Origin of the sequence: Aureisphaera galaxeae, from assembly GCF_028561275.1 — a bacterium.
Classification (GTDB): Bacteria; Bacteroidota; Bacteroidia; order Flavobacteriales; family Flavobacteriaceae; genus Aureisphaera; species Aureisphaera galaxeae.
Window position 1 is genome coordinate 283620 of the sequence record NZ_JAQQTF010000006.1, and the last position, 21583, is coordinate 305202.

The window sequence follows — 21583 nt, forward strand, 5'->3', positions numbered from 1 at the left end:
GATTGTGATGAGTAGCAGTTTTCGTTGCTTAGTACGTGAGTATCGGTTGTCCGTGCAATTGGTGGATGGTTTCTTGGATCAAGTCCAAACCGTTGGATAGATTCCTTTCGGTAATGGTAAGTGGGGGTAATAATTTCACCACCTGTCCTTTGTTTCCGCAGGTTTCTATAATGAGGCCTTTTTCAAAAAGCTGTTGGGATACTTTCTTGGCAAATTCGCCAGATTCAAATTCAATGCCCCAGATCAATCCCATACCGCGTACCGCTTTCACAGCTTCCGAATCGGTACGTAATTGATTCAGTTTCTCTTCTACGACCTGTGCTTTTTTCTCAATTTCATTTTGAAAATTTCGGTCCTTCCAGTAATCTAAAGCTGTAGTGGCACCACATAATGCCAAATTGTTGGCCCTAAAGGTTCCATTGTGTTCTCCTGGGGTCCAAATATCCAATTCCGGCTTCATGAGTACCAAGGAAAGAGGTAATCCGAAACCACTAATGGACTTGGATAGCAATACGATATCGGGATAAATTCCTGCTCTCTCAAAGCTGAAGAAATTACCTGTTCTCCCGCATCCTACTTGAATGTCATCTACAATAAGTAGAATCCCATTCTCATTGGCAAATTGCTGAAGTCCCACTAACCAGTCTACTGAAGCAACTTTTATACCTCCTTCGGCTTGAATAGTTTCTAAAATGATAGCTGCAGGTAGCGTATTCCCAGATCCCTGAGAGGCTACCATTTGCTTTATATACTCCAATGTATCTACATCTTCACCAAAGTATCCATCGAATGGGAAAAACAGCACGTCTTGGGCAGGAATATCGTTATGGCGATGTTCCTGACTCCCAGATAAAGCCAAAGAAGAGGCCGTCATCCCGTGGAAGGAATTGGTAAACGAAAGAATCTTACTTCTTTTGGTCACCTTTCTCGCCAACTTAATAGCTGCCTCTACGGCATTCGTTCCCGATGGGCTTGGAAATTGTAATTTATAGTCCAATCCGCGTGGTTTTAGCACCGTATCCTGGAACGCGTTGAGGAAGTTCAATTTCATCTCACTGTCCATATCCAAGCAATGTATGGGTGCATCGGATCCTAAAAAGGCAACTATTTCCTTCTTCAAATAATCGTTGTTATGCCCATAGTTAAGGGCACCCGCACCACTGAAAAAGTCCAAATACTCCTTCTCATTGTTATCGACAAGAATGTCGTTTTTTGCTTTTCTGAAGGTTGTGGGAAATGATTTTGAATAACCACTTACGTTGGATTCGATATTTGTTTCTGGTGTTAGATTCATCTCAATATTTTTTTGATTCTTTCTGAAAAAGAATGTGTTAGACATAAACATGATGGTATTGCAGAATTGGTAGTTCCGCTTATGCTGAAACACAGTATCACTGCATTTTCGATCTGCTCGAAACCTTATATTTTGAGGGTTTTGGCTCTCTTTTCTTGGTTTTGAAGTTGACTCGCCTTTAGGATTAAATCAATCTCATTGGCTATGAAGTGAACATTCGGACTATCGAATAACATCGAAATATTTAGCGTAAGATTGAATATGCTGTTGATGCTGTTCAGTACTTTAAGAAGCTTGATGGAGTTCATTCCCAAATCGAAGAAATTGTCGTGCGTTCCAATGACATGGGCATTTCTATCCAAAACACTGGCTACAATCTCTACGAGCTTCTCTTCCAATTCATTTTCCGGAGCCACATATTCAACTCCACTGGAGACCTCCGTATCTGAAGGCTCTGGAAGTGCGGCATAATCTACTTTACCGTTGCTGGTTAGCGGAATTTCATCCACTGCTATAAAGTAATCGGGAAGCATATAGGCCGGTAGGTAATACGATAAATACAGTCGTAGTTTTCCTAGATCCAATTCCTGATCGGCAACGAAATAAACAGCCAGTTCCAACTCACTCTCCTTGTTCTCCACTGTAGTCACCACGGCCGATTTAATTTCTTGCCTTTTCTTTAGGTAAAATTCTATTTCGGCCAACTCTATACGGTATCCGCGAATCTTTACTTGTTCATCCAATCTACCCAGATACTCCATATTTCCACACGGCAACCATCTTCCCAAATCTCCTGTTCTATAGAGTTTCTCTCCTGCTGCAAAAGGACTGGGTACAAATTTGGAATCTGTAAGCTCTTTGTTATTCAGGTATTCCATCGCCAATTGCGATCCGCCGATGTAAATTTCACCGGTAACGCCAACAGGCAATAAGGCATCTTCTTTCATAATGTACGCCTGGGTATTGCTTGTGGGTTTCCCAATTAAAATCTCACCTTCATCTTCTGAAGTAATTCGCTTGGCGATACAACCTACAGTAGACTCTGTCGGTCCGTATTCATTCCAAATCACACTGTTGTTTCCAAAACAAGTAAACAACTTAGCTACGGAATTTTTGGATAACTGCTCGCCTCCAAGAATGAATACACGTTTCTTCTGGGTGTCCATTCCAGATTCTTTAGTTCGGAAGTCTACGAGTACATCCAGGTGAGATGGCGTGAGCTTAATGACATCGAATTCTTTTCTTGCCACAAGCTCCAACGCTTCCACATCACTTTTAAATTCCGGGATGATCTCTATGCTTCCACCCGTAACCAAGGGCGTAAAAATGCTGGTTATCGTTAAATCGAAAGAAACAGAGGTCACCAAAATGAATCGTAAGGATTCTCGGTCAGTGTAGGTTTCGCTGGCGTACTGAATATAGTTAGTAAGCGCGTCACGCGATATAAGCACTCCTTTGGGCCTACCTGTTGTCCCCGACGTATAAATACAATAAGCGGGCTGCTCATTTACATAAGGTACTTCTGGTGCATCCCAAGGATATTGATCGAATGGGAAATGCGACAGATCTACCGTGGTTATCGATTCGAACTTCGCTGCATTCGATTCACTGCAAATGACCAATGAGGCCTTGGTATCATCCAATATATAATTTACCCGATCCTGTGGGAAGTTAGCCGCAATGGGCACAAAAGCGTTCCCCGATTTTAGGATTCCTAGAATGGCTACGATCAACTCTGGGGATCTGTCAATACAAATCGGAATGAGCATTTCTTCCAAGCCTTCTTGTGCAAGGTAGTGTGCCAGTTGATTCGATTTACGATCCAACGTTCCGTAGCTCACTTCCTCTCCATTATATGTCAATGCAATGGCATCGGGATTTCGGCGTACCTGTGTTTCGAATAAATCCAATATCTGGTCTTCTCCAAAATCTACTTGAGTATCGTTAAACTCCGTGAGTAGAAGGTTGGTCTCTTCTTGCGATAAATAGTCAATTTCACCAATCTTCGCTTCGGGTGCTTCAAGAACTGCGTTTACCAATTGTTGGAAGTGATCCAATAGTCCTATAATACGCTCCTTCTCATAAATGGCCGTGTTGTAAACGATTTGGAAGTTCAACGATCCACCTACTTCCTGAAGTTCTATCTCCAAGTCGAATTTGGACGTGGCTACGCCTCGATCTACTATGGTGCCATATGACTCCCCTTTTGTGAAGCGACGATTTTCTGAAGCCACATCATTTTGAAGAACGATAAGCACATCGAAAATGGCGCTTCTACTGGCATCTCTTATAATGTTCAAATCCTCTGCCAGTCGATCGTAAGGATACATCTGGTGATTGAACGATGCAATGGTATTTTCTTTAAGTCTCTCAAAAAAGTCATTAAAACTTTCGGAAGGATTCACTGTATTTCTATGGATCAGTGTATTGACATAAAATCCTATCTGATCCTTAAGATCGATATGATCCCGCCCTTCCACTGGGGAACCAATAATAATATCGGTTTGCTGGGTATACTTGTGGAACAATAGTTTCCAAAGCGATAGTATTCCCATGAACAGGGTACCTCCACGCTCCGAGCAATAATCTTTAAGTTTCGTTGTCGCATCTGGCGTTAGTGAAGTGGCCAAACAATGTCCACCAAAATCGAACGCCAAGGGACGCACTTTACTACTTGGCAGATCTAGAAATGGTAATTCTCCTGCCAAATGTTGTTTCCAGAAGGACTGGTGCTCCTTGAAAGATTCACTTTCCAGTTGTTGTAACTGCCAAGCTGCATAGTCCTTATACTGAATCTTTAGAGCGGGTAATTTCGGTTCCTGTCCTGTTCGATAGGCCTCGTAAGCCGTCATGACATCCCTAGAAAGTAGTTCTTTGGATTTTCCATCACTAATAATGTGATGCATATTGTAATGGAATATATATTCGTTTTCAGACAGTTGTATCAATCCCATGCGAAGCAATGGACCTGTTTCCAAATCGAATGGAATCTGAACATCTGCAGCAATGTGTTGTTTGGCTAATTCATTGGCATTTTCCAAACCTTGATAATCCTGATAGTCGATGGAAAAAGCCAAGTCTTCCATATTATACACCCATTGTCTTACTTCCCCTTCTTTGTTTTTCTTGAAAACGGTTCTTAGTACTTCATGTCTTTCGATGACATGAATTACGGCGCTTTCGAAACTATCCATATCGGTAATTTCCAAACGGGTAGAAAATGGAATATTATAGGCGATAGAGCCTTTTTCTAATTGACTCAATACCCACAAGCGGTATTGGGCAGACGACAGAGGATAATTACTAGCCAAATCCACTTTTGGAATGCTCTCAAAGTCGGAAATGTTAGCGCCTGAAATTAGACGTGCTTGATCTTCCAAACGACTCGAAGTAAATAGCTCGTTGATCGATAATGAAACATCAAACTCTTTATGAATCTTTACTTTTAACTTGATTAATCTAATGCTATTTCCGCCTAACAAAAGGAAATCATCTGTCGCCCCAATAGGTGCTACTTCCAGTATTTCTTTCCAAATACTAGCGAGTTGTTCTTCCGTTTCATTCATGGGCCTACTGTTATCACCGCCCAATTGAGGTGTCTCTAAACTTTTCTCTAATGCCACTGCATCTATCTTGCCACTGGTATTCTTCGGAAAATCATCCAATTTCACGAATACAGATGGTACTTCGTAGTGCGAAAGGAATTGTAGGCAATGACGCCGGATGTCTTCTATTTCCATCACATCCGATTTGAAAAAACAAGCAATGTTGAAGTTGTTGTCCTGATCTTGCCTTAAAATACATTTCACCATGTCCACTTGCTCCAATTCTAGGATTGTGGCTTCAATTGAGTTCACATCAACACGGACTCCACTCACCTTTACAATGCTATCTTCCCTTCCCAAAATGATCACATTTCGATCGGCGTCGTACTTTCCGTAATCGCCCGTTTTGTAAATCATGTCTTTCTTGGACGTTAATGGGTTCTGTACGAACCGAAGATTCGTCTGTTCTGGATTCTTATAGTATCCTTGTGTGGTATAGGGTGTTCTTATATACACACTTCCTGTTTCGTTTACACGACACAGTTCATTGTTCTGATTAAGTACTAAAATCATGGTATTGGAAATAGGCTGTCCCACGCAAAACACATCGGAAGGACCTATGTCTTCTGTATCCTCGATTCTGTAAAAAGTACTTAAACAGGTAGTTTCTGTAGTACCATAGAGGTTCACGATTTCGGTACGATTTCCAAATCGCGTACGCCAAGCGGTCACGTCTTTTCCATATAGTTTTTCACCTGCCAATAGCATATATCGTAATGAAGGGAACTGAAGGTCGCAGGATTCTGGCTTCGAAACATAACTTGATGAGATAAGTCGGAACAAGGTAGGCACCATGTGTAATACCGTTATCTCTTCTTCCTTAATCCATTGTTGTAGTTTGAATATGTCTTCCTTTGTTTCCGAAGATGGTACAAACAAGGTGCAACCATTGGTAAAGGCAGCAAAAATATCGTGTAAGGAAGCATCGAAAGAAAAGGAAGCAACCAACCCAATATTGTCTTTCTCTGTAATTTCGAAAGCGTTATTTACCCAGGAAATGAAATGCGCCAAGCTTTGGTGTTTTCCTAAAACAGCTTTGGGCTTCCCGGTAGATCCCGAAGTGAAAAATATATAATTGGCGTCGTCCTTATCGATAGTCACTACTGGATTCTCGATAGAAAGTTCAATATTTTGTTCTTCTTTTTCATAGGTATTTCCGTTATGAACATAGACCGAAAAAGTAATGCTTCCATCGGCATCCACTTCTGGCACTATGGCTTCAGGAATGGAATACTGAAAGGTTTCATCATACGAATTCAGCAACTCAAAATTCTCTTGAGATAGCACTATGACCTTTGGACAGATATCCATAAACAAGGATTCCCAATGGTTCTGATTGTATTTTACATCGACGGGCAAATAGATACTACCCGCTTTAAAAATACCAAGTAATGAAACCAACTGAGCGATAGGTTCGTTTAGGAAGGCCGCAACAATATCGTCTTTCTTGCAATTCCGCTGAACTAATAGGTCGGCCAACCTATTGGCGTTTGCATTAAGATCTGCATAGGACAGAGCCGAAGACTCCGTTTTTACGGCAACAGCTTCCGGGTTAGCAGCCGCAACTTGTTCGAACGCGTAATGTATTACTTTGTTATTCATTTAAATACTGTTTGAGTACAGTTGTCTATTGCACAGCAAAAGACAAACTATGGCATTAGTGAATGGTCTTATGGAATGGGTTAAAAATGTCAAAGAGCTCAATTCCTTCTTTCGCTTGTTCTATGTGGAAGGAACCGTCGTTTGTTCTATGTAGGTTTGTTATCGTGTTCGTTAGGACATGGAAACCAAAACCAATCGATCTCCCGTAAACGAGTTTCTACCATGGCAAACCCGTTCGTTGTCCAGAATAAGTAGTTCGTTGGTGTTCCATTTCGGAGCCACTGTCAATGAATCGATAGTCGTAACGATTTCTTCAATGATTTCTACGTCTATGGGAGATCCGTCTCCATAGGTTACGTACATAGGATAGTCTAAAGGGGATTCGTACACCGACTGAATTACCTCATAAATCTCATCGCCCAAATGACAGGGATGGAAATGTTCAATTTGGTTGAACCAAACATCTTCTCCAGTATCCGGATGCTTATTTAGTCCATGGCGGGATTGTACAATTCGTAAAGAATTATCGGCCTTCCAAGTAAAGTCGATTTCCGAAGCTTTTAGATAAGCTTCAATCTCTTCTTTGTTAGTGGTTTCATAGGTGTCTTGCCAAGAATTTCCAAAGAATCCATCACCCCCGTGAAGATTCCGGATGTACTTAATTCCCTTGGTTTTAATGTCATTTACAATGGTGGGGTTCATTTTGTTCAAAATCTCCTTGCTATCCGCCAGTAAAGTTTCTCCCCCAGTTTCAGAAACCGTGATACAGCTTAGGAAAAGTCTTTTAGGCCATGAAGCAGAATAGGACATCTCATTGTGCATGGTAATGATTTGAGACTTGTCGTATTCGGTAGACGTGTAGACATGGTTTGAAAGTTTCTTCCTTGGCGAATTTCCATTCACGTAATTCAGGAATTTGCTAGACAAAGCAGCGGTAATGGCTTCGAAATCTTCGGTAGAATTAATCGCTACATTTTTAAACTTTAGTGCTCCGTATTTGGACAGTTCCTCGTCTATTTTCTGTTCGTTCTCTTTGTAATATGCAATAAACTCCTGTGGACTTTTTTGCTCACTCAGTGCTATTTCAAATGGTAAGGTCATAACATTGTTTTTGGTTATATGATTCTTCTCGCCAGAACGACGGTTACATTCGGTAGTATTCTGTGCCTTGTTTCTGCACTTTCTGCATTTTGTACAAGCATTCATGACTCATTTGCTTACTGGAAAAAGAATTTTTCCCCGCCAAAAGCTGGTTCCAAATCGCTAATCCAAACCGCATCTGGATTGTACTTCGCGAAGAAGGGTTCCTTTACCCATTCAGGGTTTCTGGCCTGAATGAAGCGCAGGGTAAATACTTTTTCATTGTTAATTTCATTTATTCCCAAGACCTCAATTTTTCCATAGTCCGTAGACATGCTTGGGCCTTTTACCGTCCTTGCCAAACCACTTACATTTTGATAAGCCTTCTTGTAAATGGCTAGTGCCCTTTCTAATGTCACTGCGAAGTATTCTTGGGCTCCCGTATCACGTGCTACGAACATATAGTAAGGGATGAGCCCTAAGCTTACTTGCTTCTTCCACATATCGGCCCATGCCTTTGCATTGTCGTTTATATGTGTTAGTATAGGCGCTTGGGTTCTTATCTGAACCCCTGTTTTCAATATTCTTTTAATTGCATACTGTACTGCCTCCGATTCCAATTCATTGGGATGATTGAAATGCGCCATAAGCGTGAGGTGAAAACCGCTGTTTACGATCCTTTCGAAAAGGCGTAGGGTATCATCGGCATCTTTATCCGTTAGGAACTTGTAGGGCCAATATCCTAAAGCTTTAGAGCCCAATCGTATGTTTTGCAGGTTTCCAGGTCGTGATTCCAACAAAGGATTGATGTACGTTTCCAGTTTTTGGGTTGACATCACCATGGGATCACCCCCTGTGAAAATAACGTCGGTAATGGATGGGTTCTCATTGAGATAATTCACCAAAAGTTCGGACTCCTTCATCGCGAATTTCAGATCCTCCATCCCCACAAATTGGGACCACCTAAAACAAAAGGTGCAATAAGCATGACAGGTTTGCCCACTACTCGGGAAAAACAAGGCCGTTTCCTTGTACTTATGTTGAATCCCTCTTAAATCCTGATCCTCCAAGGTGGCGGTGTTCTTTTCCTGCCCCGATGGATTCGGGTTTAATTGATACCGAATGCCATCGGCTACCTTCTTTAGCTCGGCTTTGCTTAAATCCAACGATAATGCATCTTCCATGGTTTTGTAGAAGAAGTCGGATAACATTCCTTTTTGTGGAAATGTGAGCTGAAAAATGGGGTCTTCCGGGATGTTGTTCCAATCGATCAATTCGTCGATGACGTAATTGTTGATCTTAAAAGGAAGTACATTTCCCACTACCTCTATAGCGTGCATTTGCTCTTCGGTAAGGTGATTTCTAATCTTCTCCACTTCCCGAAAATTTCGCAATGTGATAACCTGGTATTTCTTTTGAACTTCGATCATTTTATTTTGAATTTTTTGAATCAATATTGATTTTGCCGCTATATACCCACCAAGTTGGGGCATCGTCATCTTCCCTGTCTAAGCGCTGGGTGTTTAAAATGTGTAGTATTGAAGGTTGAACTAGAAGTCGCTGTCCATGCTCTTCATCATTTCACTGAAAAATGAATCGTGCTCCTGCAGCTCTTCTTCCTGAATCATAGAATTGATGTAGTCATTCACCGTCAAGGAATCATCCTCGAGTACGGTATCTATAAGGCCCATAAACGTGGACAACATTTCTTCTACATCTTGCCTATCATATAGATCGGTATTGAAAATAACATTGCAGTTAATCTTCTCCTTATAAACATTGAAGGTAAAAGTGATATCGAACTTACTTTTCACCCCTTGGTTTTTGAATCTGATATTGCTCGACCCTTTCACACTTCCACTTGATGCGCCTTGATGTTCGTTAATCACGAGCATAGCATCGAATAGTGGATTTCGTGAGAAGTCTTTTCCTTGCCCTAAATCCTCAACCAAAAGATCGAAGGGGTATTCCCGATACTCGAAATTCTCCAGTACTTTGTTCTTCATCTTCTGAAGCATTTCCTGATAGGTCTCGGTCGTATCGATATCAATACCATAGATCAAGGTATTTACGTAGAATCCAATCTGATCCTTCAACTCTGCATTCATACGGGCCACCATAGGACTTCCTACAATGAATTCCTTCTGATGCGAGTATCGATTCAACACCATTCCAAACATGCACATAAGGTTCATGAACAAAGTAGTCTCGGTGCGAGCGGCCAAAGCATTTAAGCCATCCAACGCCTCCTTAGAAACCCTATGCGGAATAAGATCTCCAGTAAAGGTCTTCATTTTAGGCCTCGGCTTCGAAAACGACAAATCTAAAGTTGGAATGTCTCCTTTAAATTGGTTGAACCAGTACAATTTGCTTATATCCACTTCATTGTTTTTGAAGCGGTTCAACTGCCAAATGGCGTAATCTTTGTACTGTATGCGCAATTCTGGCAATTCTGGTGTAGTGTCATTCAAGAACGCCTTATAGAAGGCCATTACATCTTTGGAAAGGACTTCTATAGACCATCCATCACCAATAATGTGATGCATATTGTAATAGAAAATGTAGTCTTCATCCGAAATTCGCAATAGACTTGCCCGTAACAAAGGACCATTCACTAAATCAAACTTCGCATAGGAATCCTGAGTGATGTAATCGTTTACTCCTTTTTCGGCATCGGTGCTGGATCTAAAGTCAACCTCTTCTATCTTAAAATTCAATTCTTCTTTAGATAACACCCACTGTCGATTGTTTCCCTCGGTATCTTCCCTAAAGACCGTTCGTAAGATTTCATGTCTTTCTATAGTGGCATGTACAGCTGTCTTAAACTTCTCGATGTCTTGTACATCCTTCAAAACCATAGAGGTAGGCATATTATAAGCCACAGAGCTTTCGTCCATATGGCTTAGCAACAGCAAACGTTTCTGTGTGACGGATACCGGATAGCTCTCCTCCTCTGGTACTTTCTCGATCTCTACATAGGTATCTTTTTTGGCATTACCAATGAGTTCTGCCTGTTCTTTCACGGTGCGATAAGAGAAAATCTCTTTCATGGTGATTTTATAGTCGAACTTCTTATGGAATTCGTTGATAAGGTTCAACAACTTCAAGCTATTTCCGCCCAATTCGAAGAAATCATCGGTAATCCCTACCGTTTTTCTATTTAGGATAGCTCCCCAAACTTCGGCTAATTGCGCCTCCAATTCATTGGTAGGTGCTTCGTAATCGGCCCCATTAAGGGTTACGCCATTATCAAGAGCCAATAGGGCTTTTTTATCTACTTTTCCGTTGCCGTTCAAGGGCATTTCTTCCACTTGAACAAAGGCATGCGGAAGCATATAATCGGGAAGTTCGTTGGAAAGGTAACTTCTCAACGTCGTTACATTCTCTTCCTCTTCCGAAACAAAATACGCATTGATCTGCTTCTCTTGATCGGCCACTTCTTCAATCAACACCACCACTTCATTTATGCCTTCCTTGTTTTGTAATTGATATTCTATTTCACCAAGCTCAATACGGTGTCCATTTACTTTTACTTGGTTGTCCACACGACCTACGAAGGTCAAAGCTCCATTGGGCAGCCAAGCCCCCAAATCGCCCGTTCTATATAGGCGTTCCCCTTCTTTAAAAGGATTGGGAACAAATTTTTCTTCGGTTAAATCTGGACGATTTAAATACCCCCGGGAAAGGCCATCTCCGCCCAAATAAATTTCACCCGTAACTCCAACCGGCACCAATTGTCGTGTTTCGTCCAACACATAGATCGTTCCGTTGCTAATAGGATATCCAATAGGAATATCTGCTGTCACCTCTTCAATAGGATACGTAGTTGTAAAGGTGGTATTTTCTGTGGGTCCATAGGCATTGATTACATTCAACTCCTTGTGGGCTTTCTTTAATTTTTCAATATGAATGGGCGACAATCGGTCTCCTCCAACAAGCACTGTCTTTAAAGGCGCAAACAGTTCCAAATGTGTGTCTACAAGTTGATTTAACCATCCTGAAGTAAACCACATAACCTCTACCGAATTTTGTTCGATTTCCTTCGCTAATCCCCGTGCATCCAACATGGTGTCTTTGGAAGTAATAACGAGCTTGGCTCCATTTAACAGGGTTCCGAAGAATTCGAAAATAGTCGCATCGAATGAGAAGGATCCAGTTGTTAGCAAAACATTATCTTCCGTAAGTTGACAATAGTTGGTCGCTTTCACCAATCGTACAATGCTTTGGTGTTCCACGAGCACTCCTTTGGGTTTTCCTGTAGAACCAGAGGTGTAAATGACATACGCCAACTGATTGGCTCCAATTGTCAATTGTGGTAACTCCGTTCCGTAGGTTTCCTTAACGGCATCAAATTCTTTTACGAAAGCGGCATCTACAGATAATTGGCAATGGCTATCGGTTTCCATAAAAGCAATTCGATCTTCTGGGTAATCTACATCTATCGGCACATAGGCACAACCTGCCTTAAGAATGGCGAGGATGGCAACAATATGCCATTCGTTTCGATCGAGTTTTATTCCGATAAAATCTTCGGAAGACAGCTCGTAGTTCTGCAGTAGATAGTGCGCCATTTGATTGGACAACGTATCCAATTCAGCATACGTTAGTGTCTTACCTTCGAACACAATGGCTGTAGCCTCTGGTGTCTCCTGTACCTGTTCCGCAAACAATTCCACAACCGATTTTTCCTTTGGATAATCGGAGATGCTATCGTTAAAACTGACCAGTAATTGTTCTTTTTCTTCTACCGATAAATAATCGATGGCAGCGATTTGTACTTCGGGATTGTTCATTACTTGATTCAGTAATTCCTTGAAGTGAATCATCAAGGCCGAAATCATTTCGTTGTCATACACATCGGTATTATACCCTATATGAAAGGATAGCTGATCGCCTTCCTCTTCGAAAATGACCTGCAAATCGAACTTGGAGGCTCTGTCCTCTTTTAGAATGATTTCTTTGCTGTCCTTTTCGGTCACTTCACCTAAATCTACTTCATGGTTTTTTGTCTGAAGGGTGAATATGATATCGAAAAATGGACTTCTCGATGGATCTACTTTAGGATCCACATCTTCCACCAACTGATCGAAGGAATATAACTGATGCTCGTAAGATGCCAGCGTAGCTTCATGCACCTGATTTTGAAATGCTTTGAAGCTTTTTTCAGGATGTAATGAATTGCGAAGCACCAACGTATTGACGTAAAAGCCAATCTGATCGGCTAAGTCGTTGTGGTCCCTTCCAGATACTGGACTCCCTACCACCAAATCTGTTAGCGAGGTGTATTTGTGCAAAAGCACCTTCCAAGTGGCCAAAAGCGTCGTAAAGAGACTTCCATTGCCCTCCTTGGCAAACTGATTGACCGAGCTTGTTATTTCTGGTGAAAGATAAGTTCGCTGTACAGCTCCCTTATAACTTTTCACTTTGGGACGTTGCTTTCTCGAAGGTAGATCGATAAGTGGAATTTCCCCTTCCAGCTTCGACGTCCAATAATTCTTGTGTTCCTCAAATTCTGGACGACTCATTTCATTAAGCTGCCACTGCGCATAATCTTTATATTGAATGCGTAATTCTGGCAACTGTGGTTCTGTATCTTGTGTAAAGGCTTCATAATAGGCAAGAACATCTTTAGATAGTACCTCCATGGACCAACCATCGCTAATAATGTGGTGCATATTGTAATAGAAAGTATATTCTTGATCTGAAACCTGAATAATGGCAGCCCGTAATAACGGTCCGTTTTCCAAATCGAAAGGAACTTCGGCATCTGTTGTGATGTAAGCACTACAAGCAGCCTTGGGATCTTCTTCATTTCTAAAGTCAATAATTTCAATTTCGAAATCCATCTCGTCCGTGGGAATCACCTTCTGCATAACCGCTCCATCCTCTAGGGTGACAAATACAGTGCGAAGGATTTCATGCCTATCCACCACAGCTAAAATGGCTTTCTTGAAATCATCGATGGAATGGCTTCCTTTTAGGCTTATCTGAGAAGGCATATTGTATGCCTTTGAGCCTCCTTCCATTTGGCTTAGCACCCACAATCTGCGTTGGGCGCTGGATATGGGATAGTATTCCGATTCTTCTACCTGCGGAATCTCTGTAAACGTAGATTTTTCCTGGGCATTAACGAATCGTGCTTGTTCTTTTATACTTGCATTTTCGAAAATATCCTTCAATCCAATTTTGACATTGAATTCTTTCTGAAGGCTTGCCATAAGGCGGGTAGCCCTAAGGCTGTGCCCCCCTATTTCGAAGAAGTTTTCGGTGGTTCCGAAGTTGTCCGATCCCAAAATTTCTTTCCAAATGGCGAAAATGGTCTCTTCAACCGGATTCTCCGGTGGGACTTGGGCGTCGGTATTGGCCGAAAGTACATCCAAAGGAGATGGCAAACTCGCCTTGTCTATTTTTCCATTGGAGTTGAGAGGAATATGATCCATCACAATAATGAAGGTAGGAATCATATACTCTGGCAATCGCGTAGCGATATAAGATCGAATATCATCCTGGGCAACTCCATTCGCGGCAGAAACATAAGCTACAATGCTCTTATCTCCATCTGTATGTTCAAAAACCTTTACGGCAACCTGCTTCACCTTATCGAAGGTCTGCAACTGTCTCTTTATTTCGTCCAATTCTATACGGTATCCCCTAATCTTCACCTGGTCATCTACACGACCCAGATATTCCAGTTCTCCGTTTTCCATATAGCGAACTAAGTCCCCCGTTCTGTAAAGGGTTTCATTTACTCCAAAAGAATTGGTCTTTAGGAATCGTTCTTCGTTTAGTTTGGGTCGATTTACGTATCCTCGCGCAAGTCCGGATCCTGCTACATAGAGCTCTCCGGGCATTCCGTAAGGCAATAATTGTTGTTCTTTATTAAGCACATAACATTTTGCAAAGGACAACGGTTTCCCGATGTTGCTAATGTCGTTCGATAGATCTTCAATCTCCAATTTCTTGTAGGTAACATGGACGGTCGTTTCGGTAATACCGTACATATTAATAAGATCTACTTGTGGGTGCTTTTCAGCCCATGTCTTTAATTTATGTGGGTTCAGTGCTTCTCCCCCAAAAACGACATATCGTAAAGATGGCACTTCGTTTCCAACTTCAATAAAGTTGTAGAAAGCGGAAGGTGTCTGACTGAATACCGTCGTATTCGTTCTATTCATTAAGTCTGAAAGGTCCTTGGCATTCTTGGAGTCGGCATCTTCGGCAATACATACCGTACCACCGCTTAAGAGGCTTCCGAAGATTTCCCATACAGAGAAATCGAAGCAATACGAATGGAAGAATAACCAGGTATCGTTGGAAGTGACGTTCAGTTTCTCATAACATGAATTGAGCAAACTGATCACATTCCTATTTTCTATAAGCACTCCTTTGGGTTGTCCCGTGGTACCCGACGTATAAATGATATAGGCCAAATTGGCGGGTGCTATGTTGTTATTGGGATTAATCGAGCTGGCCGATTCTAACGAAAGACTCCACTTATCGAAGAAGGCATCGTCGATTACCAATTTGCATTCGGCATCCTGAATGATAAACTCCTTTCGGGAATCTGGATAATCGGGATGAATGGGCACATAGGCCGCACCCGATTTTAAAACGGCTAATAGGGTGACAACGATTTCCTCTTTTTCTGAGAGGATTACCGCTACCTTATCTTCCAATTGTATGTTGAGCTTCTCGTTGAGAACGTTTGCCAACCTACTCGACTTTTCATCAATTTCTTGATAGGTATAGGATCCAGAGGAACAGGTAAGAGCAATATTATCTTTGTTTTTGGCTACCTGCTCAGCAAATAGGCTTACAATGGTTTGGTCACTTTTGTGATCTTTGAAATCACCCAACTGAATCAGCACTTCGCGCTCCTCTTCGGAAACCAAAGAAATATCTCTTAAAGCGGTGTGTTCTTCTGTAACTGTCGTCTCCAAAATGCGTTCAATAAGTTGCATTACAGATTGAACGGTCCCTTTACGGAAATACAAATCGTTATACGTTAAAATAAGCTCGAAGCTCTCCTGCTGCTCTTTTACCAATAGATTGAAATCGTACTTACCCCATCCTTCATTATTGGCTGCGGTGTTTTCGTCTCCTTCTTCATAAGCATCATAGGCAAACAACACATCGAACAACGCGGTTCTACTCATGTCTTTCTTAGGATTGATCTCACTCACCAATCGGTCGAAAGGCAATGCCTTAAAGCCTTCGGCTTCTACCCAGGTCTCGTCAACCACCTTATTGATGTCCAATAATGACTTCTCTGTTTCAATCTGGGATCTTAGTACGACAAGGTTTTCTACTGGTCCCAAAAGGACTTGAGAACTGTCTTCCCTTGGGTTCATGAACGATCCAATCACTATATCAGAGAGACCGCTAAAACGCGCTAGCGTCATCTTGTAGGCTGACAAAAACAGGCTTCTTGGGCTTAATCTGTGTTTTTTGGCAAATGCCGCCACTGCTGCTTTGGGTAATTCCATTTTAATGGAATTAGAGGCGTATTTATGAATTTTATCACGCTCCGTATCGGTAGGCAAATAAAGCACTTGTAGGTTGTGCAGTTTCGATTTCCAATGAAAGATGAGGGATTCCAAATCGTCATTGGAAAGGGAATTTTGCCAATCGGAATAGTTACTGTATTTAATGGGCGCTGTAGTTATAGACGCGTTATTCAATACGGAAAGCAACTCCTTTCGAATGGTTTTCACACTAAATCGATCTACGATGGCGTGGTGCAATACTACTAATACATGTGTTTCCTCCTCTTTTTGCTCTACATACACTTTCATTAGGCAATCGAAATCCAACGGTACTTGCCTTAGGGATTCCAAGCGTTCAGCAATATTGGTTTCGTTCACTGCGATGCGTGCAAAATCGAAATCGGCTGCAGGTGCAATTACTTGTGAAACCTTTCCATCTTCGCTTACTAAGGATGTTCGCAATACCTCATGTCGTTGTACCAATGCTTCAAAAGAATTCGACAATTCATTATTCGAAACTTTACGGTCCAGCTTTAGGTACAATGGAATATTATGGTATATTGGACTGCCATCATACAAATCGTCCTTTTCGAAATAATCTATAAACCATAAACGTTGCTGGTGATATGAACTTAATGTTTTCATTCTTTTGAAATATTAAATGGTATGTATTGTTGTGTAGCCCATGAAAATTCATGGGACATTCTAAGGCGGAAAGGCCTGTTATCATTAGAAATTAAAACTGGGTATAGAAGCCTTGTCTATTAGGCTAATCTTATGAATCTCGGCAGTGGGCTGTTCCAAAAGCTGTGTAAGGCATTTTTTGAACCTATTGCCTAAATTGGAGATCTCTTTTGTATCGAATACCTCCGTTTGATACTCGATGGTAAACGAAATGTGATCGTCGTATTCGTACAGGTAAAAACAAATAGGAAACTTGCTTTTACGAGTAGGTTGTGGCTTAGGAGTGAATGTTATGGCACTAAACTCTCCTTCGGATTGAGTGGCTTCGGAACAATGCACGATGTTTAAATACACATCGATCCTATCGGCTAGGTTGAAGTTGTACTCCCTTTCAAAATCCTCTATAATGCTATCGAAAGGGTAAAACGCAGCATCCATAAGTTGCAATTGCTCCTTGGCATTCTCCTGTAAGAAGTGCGTTACTTGCTGTTCATCTTTTACGTTGATTCTAATAGGCAACATATTGAGGTACAATCCTACCTGTTGCATAAGATCTGGATGATTGCGCAAACTAATAGGCAAGCCTACTACTACATCTTCCTGTCCGGTAGTTTTGTGAATCAGAACTCCCAACGCGGATGACATCAGGCTCATCAACCCCACGCCTCCCTCGGCGCTGTATTTCTTTAGCGATTGTACCAGATCGGCATCGAAAGAATCACTAAAAGCACCTCCTTCGAAATCGGAAGCGTTCCTTCCATTGATCCAATTACTTTTGGACTGAATTTTTTCTAAGTAGGTCTTTAAAAATGCCTTCTGAGGCGCAAATTCGTTATGTACCAATTTCTTGGTAATCCATGCAACATAATCCTTATTCTGAACCGGTAAGGGTTCTACTTGTAACAGTCCTCCGTGCTTTAAGGCATCGTAGGTCTGCTGAATTTCCTTAATAAGTATTTCATACGAACCGAAATCCCCAATGATATGGTGCATCACATATGACATGACATAGGTATCTTCCGATGTCAGAAGCAGTAACACTCGGAACAAAGGCGCATTTCCTAAGTGAAAACCGGCAGCCTTAAAGTGCTCCAATGTTTGTTCTATGGTCTCAGAGGACTCCGATTGAAAACGGAATACCGAATCGATATCGATGGTATCTTTTATGAACTGTACCACATCCCCTTCTTGAGTCACCGAAAAATAGGTGCGAAGCGCTTCATGTCTATTGCAAATATGGGCAATGGATGCTTTCAGTATTTCTACATCCAAATCTCCCGCCACTAAGTAGTCGGATATCATATGATGAGCCATAGAGCCTTCTTCCGATTGGGAAGCGATCCAAATGCGCAACTGTTCGTTAGAGACAGGATAGCCAGTTTTGGACAGTGCAATGGGTTGAATGGTATCGGTCATTCCACCTTTGTTTTCCTTCAGTATCTCGGCCAATCCGCTTATGGTAGGGTTTTCATAGAATCGCTTCACTGCGATCTTTATATTGAATTCTTGTTGAATGAGGGAAATCATTTTGAATACCTTCAAGCTGTTTCCTCCCAATTCGAAGAAACCATCGGTAACTCCCATTTCTTCCCTACCCAAAACGGTCTGCCAAATGGCCACCAGTTGTTCTTCGGTTTTTGAGCGAGGAGCTACATAATCATTTCCTGTTTGCGTCCCAGACTTATCGTAAGTGGCCAATTTCTTTTTGTCCACCTTACCATTGGTTGTTAATGGAAAAGCGTCTAAGGAAACGAACACATTCGGGATCATATAATTGGGCAATTTCTCTTTTAGGAATTCCCTAAGGTTTTTAATGCTTTCGGAATTTTCGGAAACATAGTACGCCACCAACTCCATTTCTCCTTCGCTCGACGTTTCTACGAGCACCACCACTTCATTTATTCCTTCTTTGCTCTGTAATGTAGTTTCAATTTCACCCAGCTCTATACGATGTCCACGTATTTTTACTTGATCGTCGGTGCGGCCCAGAAATTCAATGGTTCCGTCCGGTAACCAGCGACCTAAATCTCCTGTTTTATAAAGGTTTTCCTCAGATTTGAAGGGACTAGGAATAAACCGTTCTTCGTTTAGATCGGGACGATTGTAATATCCTCTTGCCAAGCCATCTCCTCCTAAATAAAGTTCCCCTGTTACGCCAATAGGCACTATGTTGAGGTGAGTGTCTAACAAGTAACAGGTACTGTTCGAAATAGGTATTCCAATAGGAATATTTTTCACTGTACTCGGCCCCTCTTCTACTGCATAGTAAGTGGAAAAGGTAGTATTCTCCGTAGGACCATAAGCGTTGTGAACGTTTACGGTTGGATATAGTTTCTTAAATTTTCGGGCATGCGGGGTTGAAGCCTTCTCGCCTCCAAATAAAATGTATTTCAATCTACCTAAAGAAGGTAGTTCTGCATCGGTAATGGCATTGAAGAAGACCACTGTTAAAAAGAATACATCTACTTCATAATCGTTAATAAGGGTATCCAGTTTCGGCAGATCCAAATAAATATCCTTGGGTGCAATGACCAAGGTTCCCCCGTTTAGCAATGCGGCATAAATATCGAAGGTGGAACCATCGAATGAAAAATTGGAAAGCCCCAAAACAACGGTTCCTCTTTTAAGCCCTACGTAGTTGGTGTTTTTTACCAATCGAATGATCCCCATTTGCTCGATCATAACCCCTTTCGGTCTTCCTGTGGAACCCGAAGTATACATTAAGTACGCCAATTGGTTGGGCGATAGGGTCAATTCTGGAACTGAAGCTGGATATTGATCCTTTTCTTCTTTAAAACGCTCCAGGACATCGGCATCTATGGTAAGCGAGCAATTGCTATCGCTCTCCATATATTCGATACGCTCTGTTGGATAGTCCATATCGATAGGTACATAGGCGGCCCCTACTTTCAGGATCGCCAGAATGGATAGTACCGACCATTCGCTCCTTGGGATTCTAATCCCGATAAAATCTCCTTTGTAAATTTCGTAGTTGGAGAGTAAGAAATGAGCCATTTTATTGGACAAATCCTCCAACTCTTGATAGGTCCACTCACGATCTTCGTAGATAACTGCAACCGCATCGGGTGTTTGACTAACCTGATCCCTAAAGAGATCTACCAAGGTTACATCTTTTGGATACGCCACCGTGGTATTGTTAAAATCCCCTAGGATTTCCCATCGCTCCTCTTCAGACAGGTATTCAATCCGTTTTAGGGGAGTATTGCTTTGATCGATAAGTGCCGGAATTAATTGTTTGAAGTGATTCAAAAACCGCTTTAACATCCCCATTCCATACACATCGGTATTATAGGTTAGTTTTAAGGACAATTGTTCTCCCTCTTCCCTAGCGATGATTTGAAGATCGAACTTAGCGGTTCCATCATCCAAAGTCTTTATACTTTCAGAATCCTTAATTTCCGTAGCCTCGAAGTCTTCATCTACCCTATTTTGAAGGGTAAAGATAACATCGAACAAAGCACTTCGGGAAGGATCTCCTTTGATATTAAGGTCTTCTATGATCTGATCGAATGAATACGCCTGATGTTCAAAATCATTCAGGGTAGATTCGCATAATTTCTTGTAGAATTGAGCAAAACTGTCGTTAGCGTCTATCGAATTGCGTAAAACAAGGGTATTGACATAGAGTCCAATCTGATTGAGTAAATCCGAATGATCGCGTCCCGAAACAGGTGTTCCCACCATGATATCTTCCTGACCTGTATATTTGGAAAACAGCACATTGTACACGGCCAAAACCGCAGTAAATAAACTTCCTCCATGGGCTTGTACCCACTTATTGAGTGCTTGTGTCGCTTCTTTTGAAAGGTAGGTCTGTAGGGCCGCTCCTTTATAGGTTTTAATGCTCGGTCGTTGCTTTCTTGTAGGTAGATCTAATAGAGGAATCTCACCTCCTAGTTTTTCTTCCCAGTACTTTTTATGTGAATCGAAAGCGGGTTGTTGGCTTTCGTTCCTATACCAAGCCGCATAATCTTTATACTGAATGGAAAGTTCGGGCACGTTGGACTCGGTATTGTTTTGATAGGCTTCGTAGTAGGCCAAAACATCCCTGGATAATATATCCATAGACCAACCATCGCTAATGATGTGATGCATGTTGAAATAGAACTCGTATTCCATTTCTTCCAATCGGAATAGCTTGGCTCTCAGCAAAGGCCCCTGCTCTAAATTAAAGGCTACCTGCTTGTCGGCGGTAATGATCGAATGACAAGTACCTTCTGCATCACTTTCATTTCGTAAATCATGGTAATCGATAGAAAATTGGAAGTCTTCAATCTCTTTTACTTGTTGCATGACCGCGCCAGTGTCCGTTTCAAAAAATACGGTACGAAGAATATCATGTCTTTCAATAACAGCATAGAGTGCCTTTTTGAAATTTTCGATATCGTAAGCTCCAGAAAGTCTTACCTGAGAAGGCATTTGATAGGCTTTGGATTCTTCTTCGTATTGACAAAGCATCCACATTCTACCCTGTGCGCTGGAAACCGGATAGGCTTCCTGTTTGGGTTGCACAGGAATAGCTGCTTGGGTATCGCTGGCATTATCCAATAGCGTCAAATATTCGATCAACCCTTCTTTGTTGGCTCTAATGGCTTCCAAAAGTTCAGGGGCAATCGCCTCACCGTAGGTAATGAGATCTAATTCTCCTTGATCCAATACCAATTGGGCATTGCTCTTTCTTAAATCCGATAGTATTTTCAAAAGTTCTTCCATCTTGCGAATGATGCTTTTGTGCAATGGTTGTATTTCCCGAGATGATTCGGGAAATGCCTTCCATTAAAAATGTTGTATTTGGCTTGTGTTCCTCCTTT

At 41.6% G+C, this 21583-nt stretch carries 6 protein-coding genes; all 6 read right to left on the bottom strand.

Features of this window, described 5'->3' with window-relative positions; all coding sequences use genetic code 11:
- Positions 1-28 precede the first annotated feature (28 nt).
- Entirely contained in the window at positions 29-1294 is a 1266-nt protein-coding gene (ectB, locus tag POV27_RS11765; RefSeq protein WP_272862970.1) for a diaminobutyrate--2-oxoglutarate transaminase, read from the bottom strand.
- A 125-nt stretch (positions 1295-1419) separates the two neighbouring features.
- Positions 1420-6501, bottom strand: a complete 5082-nt coding sequence (locus tag POV27_RS11770; RefSeq protein ID WP_272862971.1) for a non-ribosomal peptide synthetase — start codon at positions 6499-6501, stop codon at positions 1420-1422.
- 171 nt (positions 6502-6672) lie between these two features.
- Positions 6673-7602, bottom strand: coding sequence for a TauD/TfdA family dioxygenase (locus POV27_RS11775; RefSeq protein WP_272862972.1), 930 nt, complete (start codon positions 7600-7602; stop codon positions 6673-6675).
- Positions 7603-7718: 116 nt separating this feature from the next.
- On the bottom strand, positions 7719-9011 hold the full coding sequence (locus POV27_RS11780; protein WP_272862973.1) for a KamA family radical SAM protein: 1293 nt from the start codon (positions 9009-9011) through the stop codon (positions 7719-7721).
- A gap of 120 nt (positions 9012-9131) precedes the next feature.
- Positions 9132-16712, bottom strand: a complete 7581-nt coding sequence (locus tag POV27_RS11785; RefSeq protein ID WP_272862974.1) for a non-ribosomal peptide synthetase — start codon at positions 16710-16712, stop codon at positions 9132-9134.
- Between the two features lie 84 nt (positions 16713-16796).
- Positions 16797-21485, bottom strand: a complete 4689-nt coding sequence (locus tag POV27_RS11790; RefSeq protein ID WP_272862975.1) for a non-ribosomal peptide synthetase — start codon at positions 21483-21485, stop codon at positions 16797-16799.
- Positions 21486-21583: the final 98 nt, after the last annotated feature.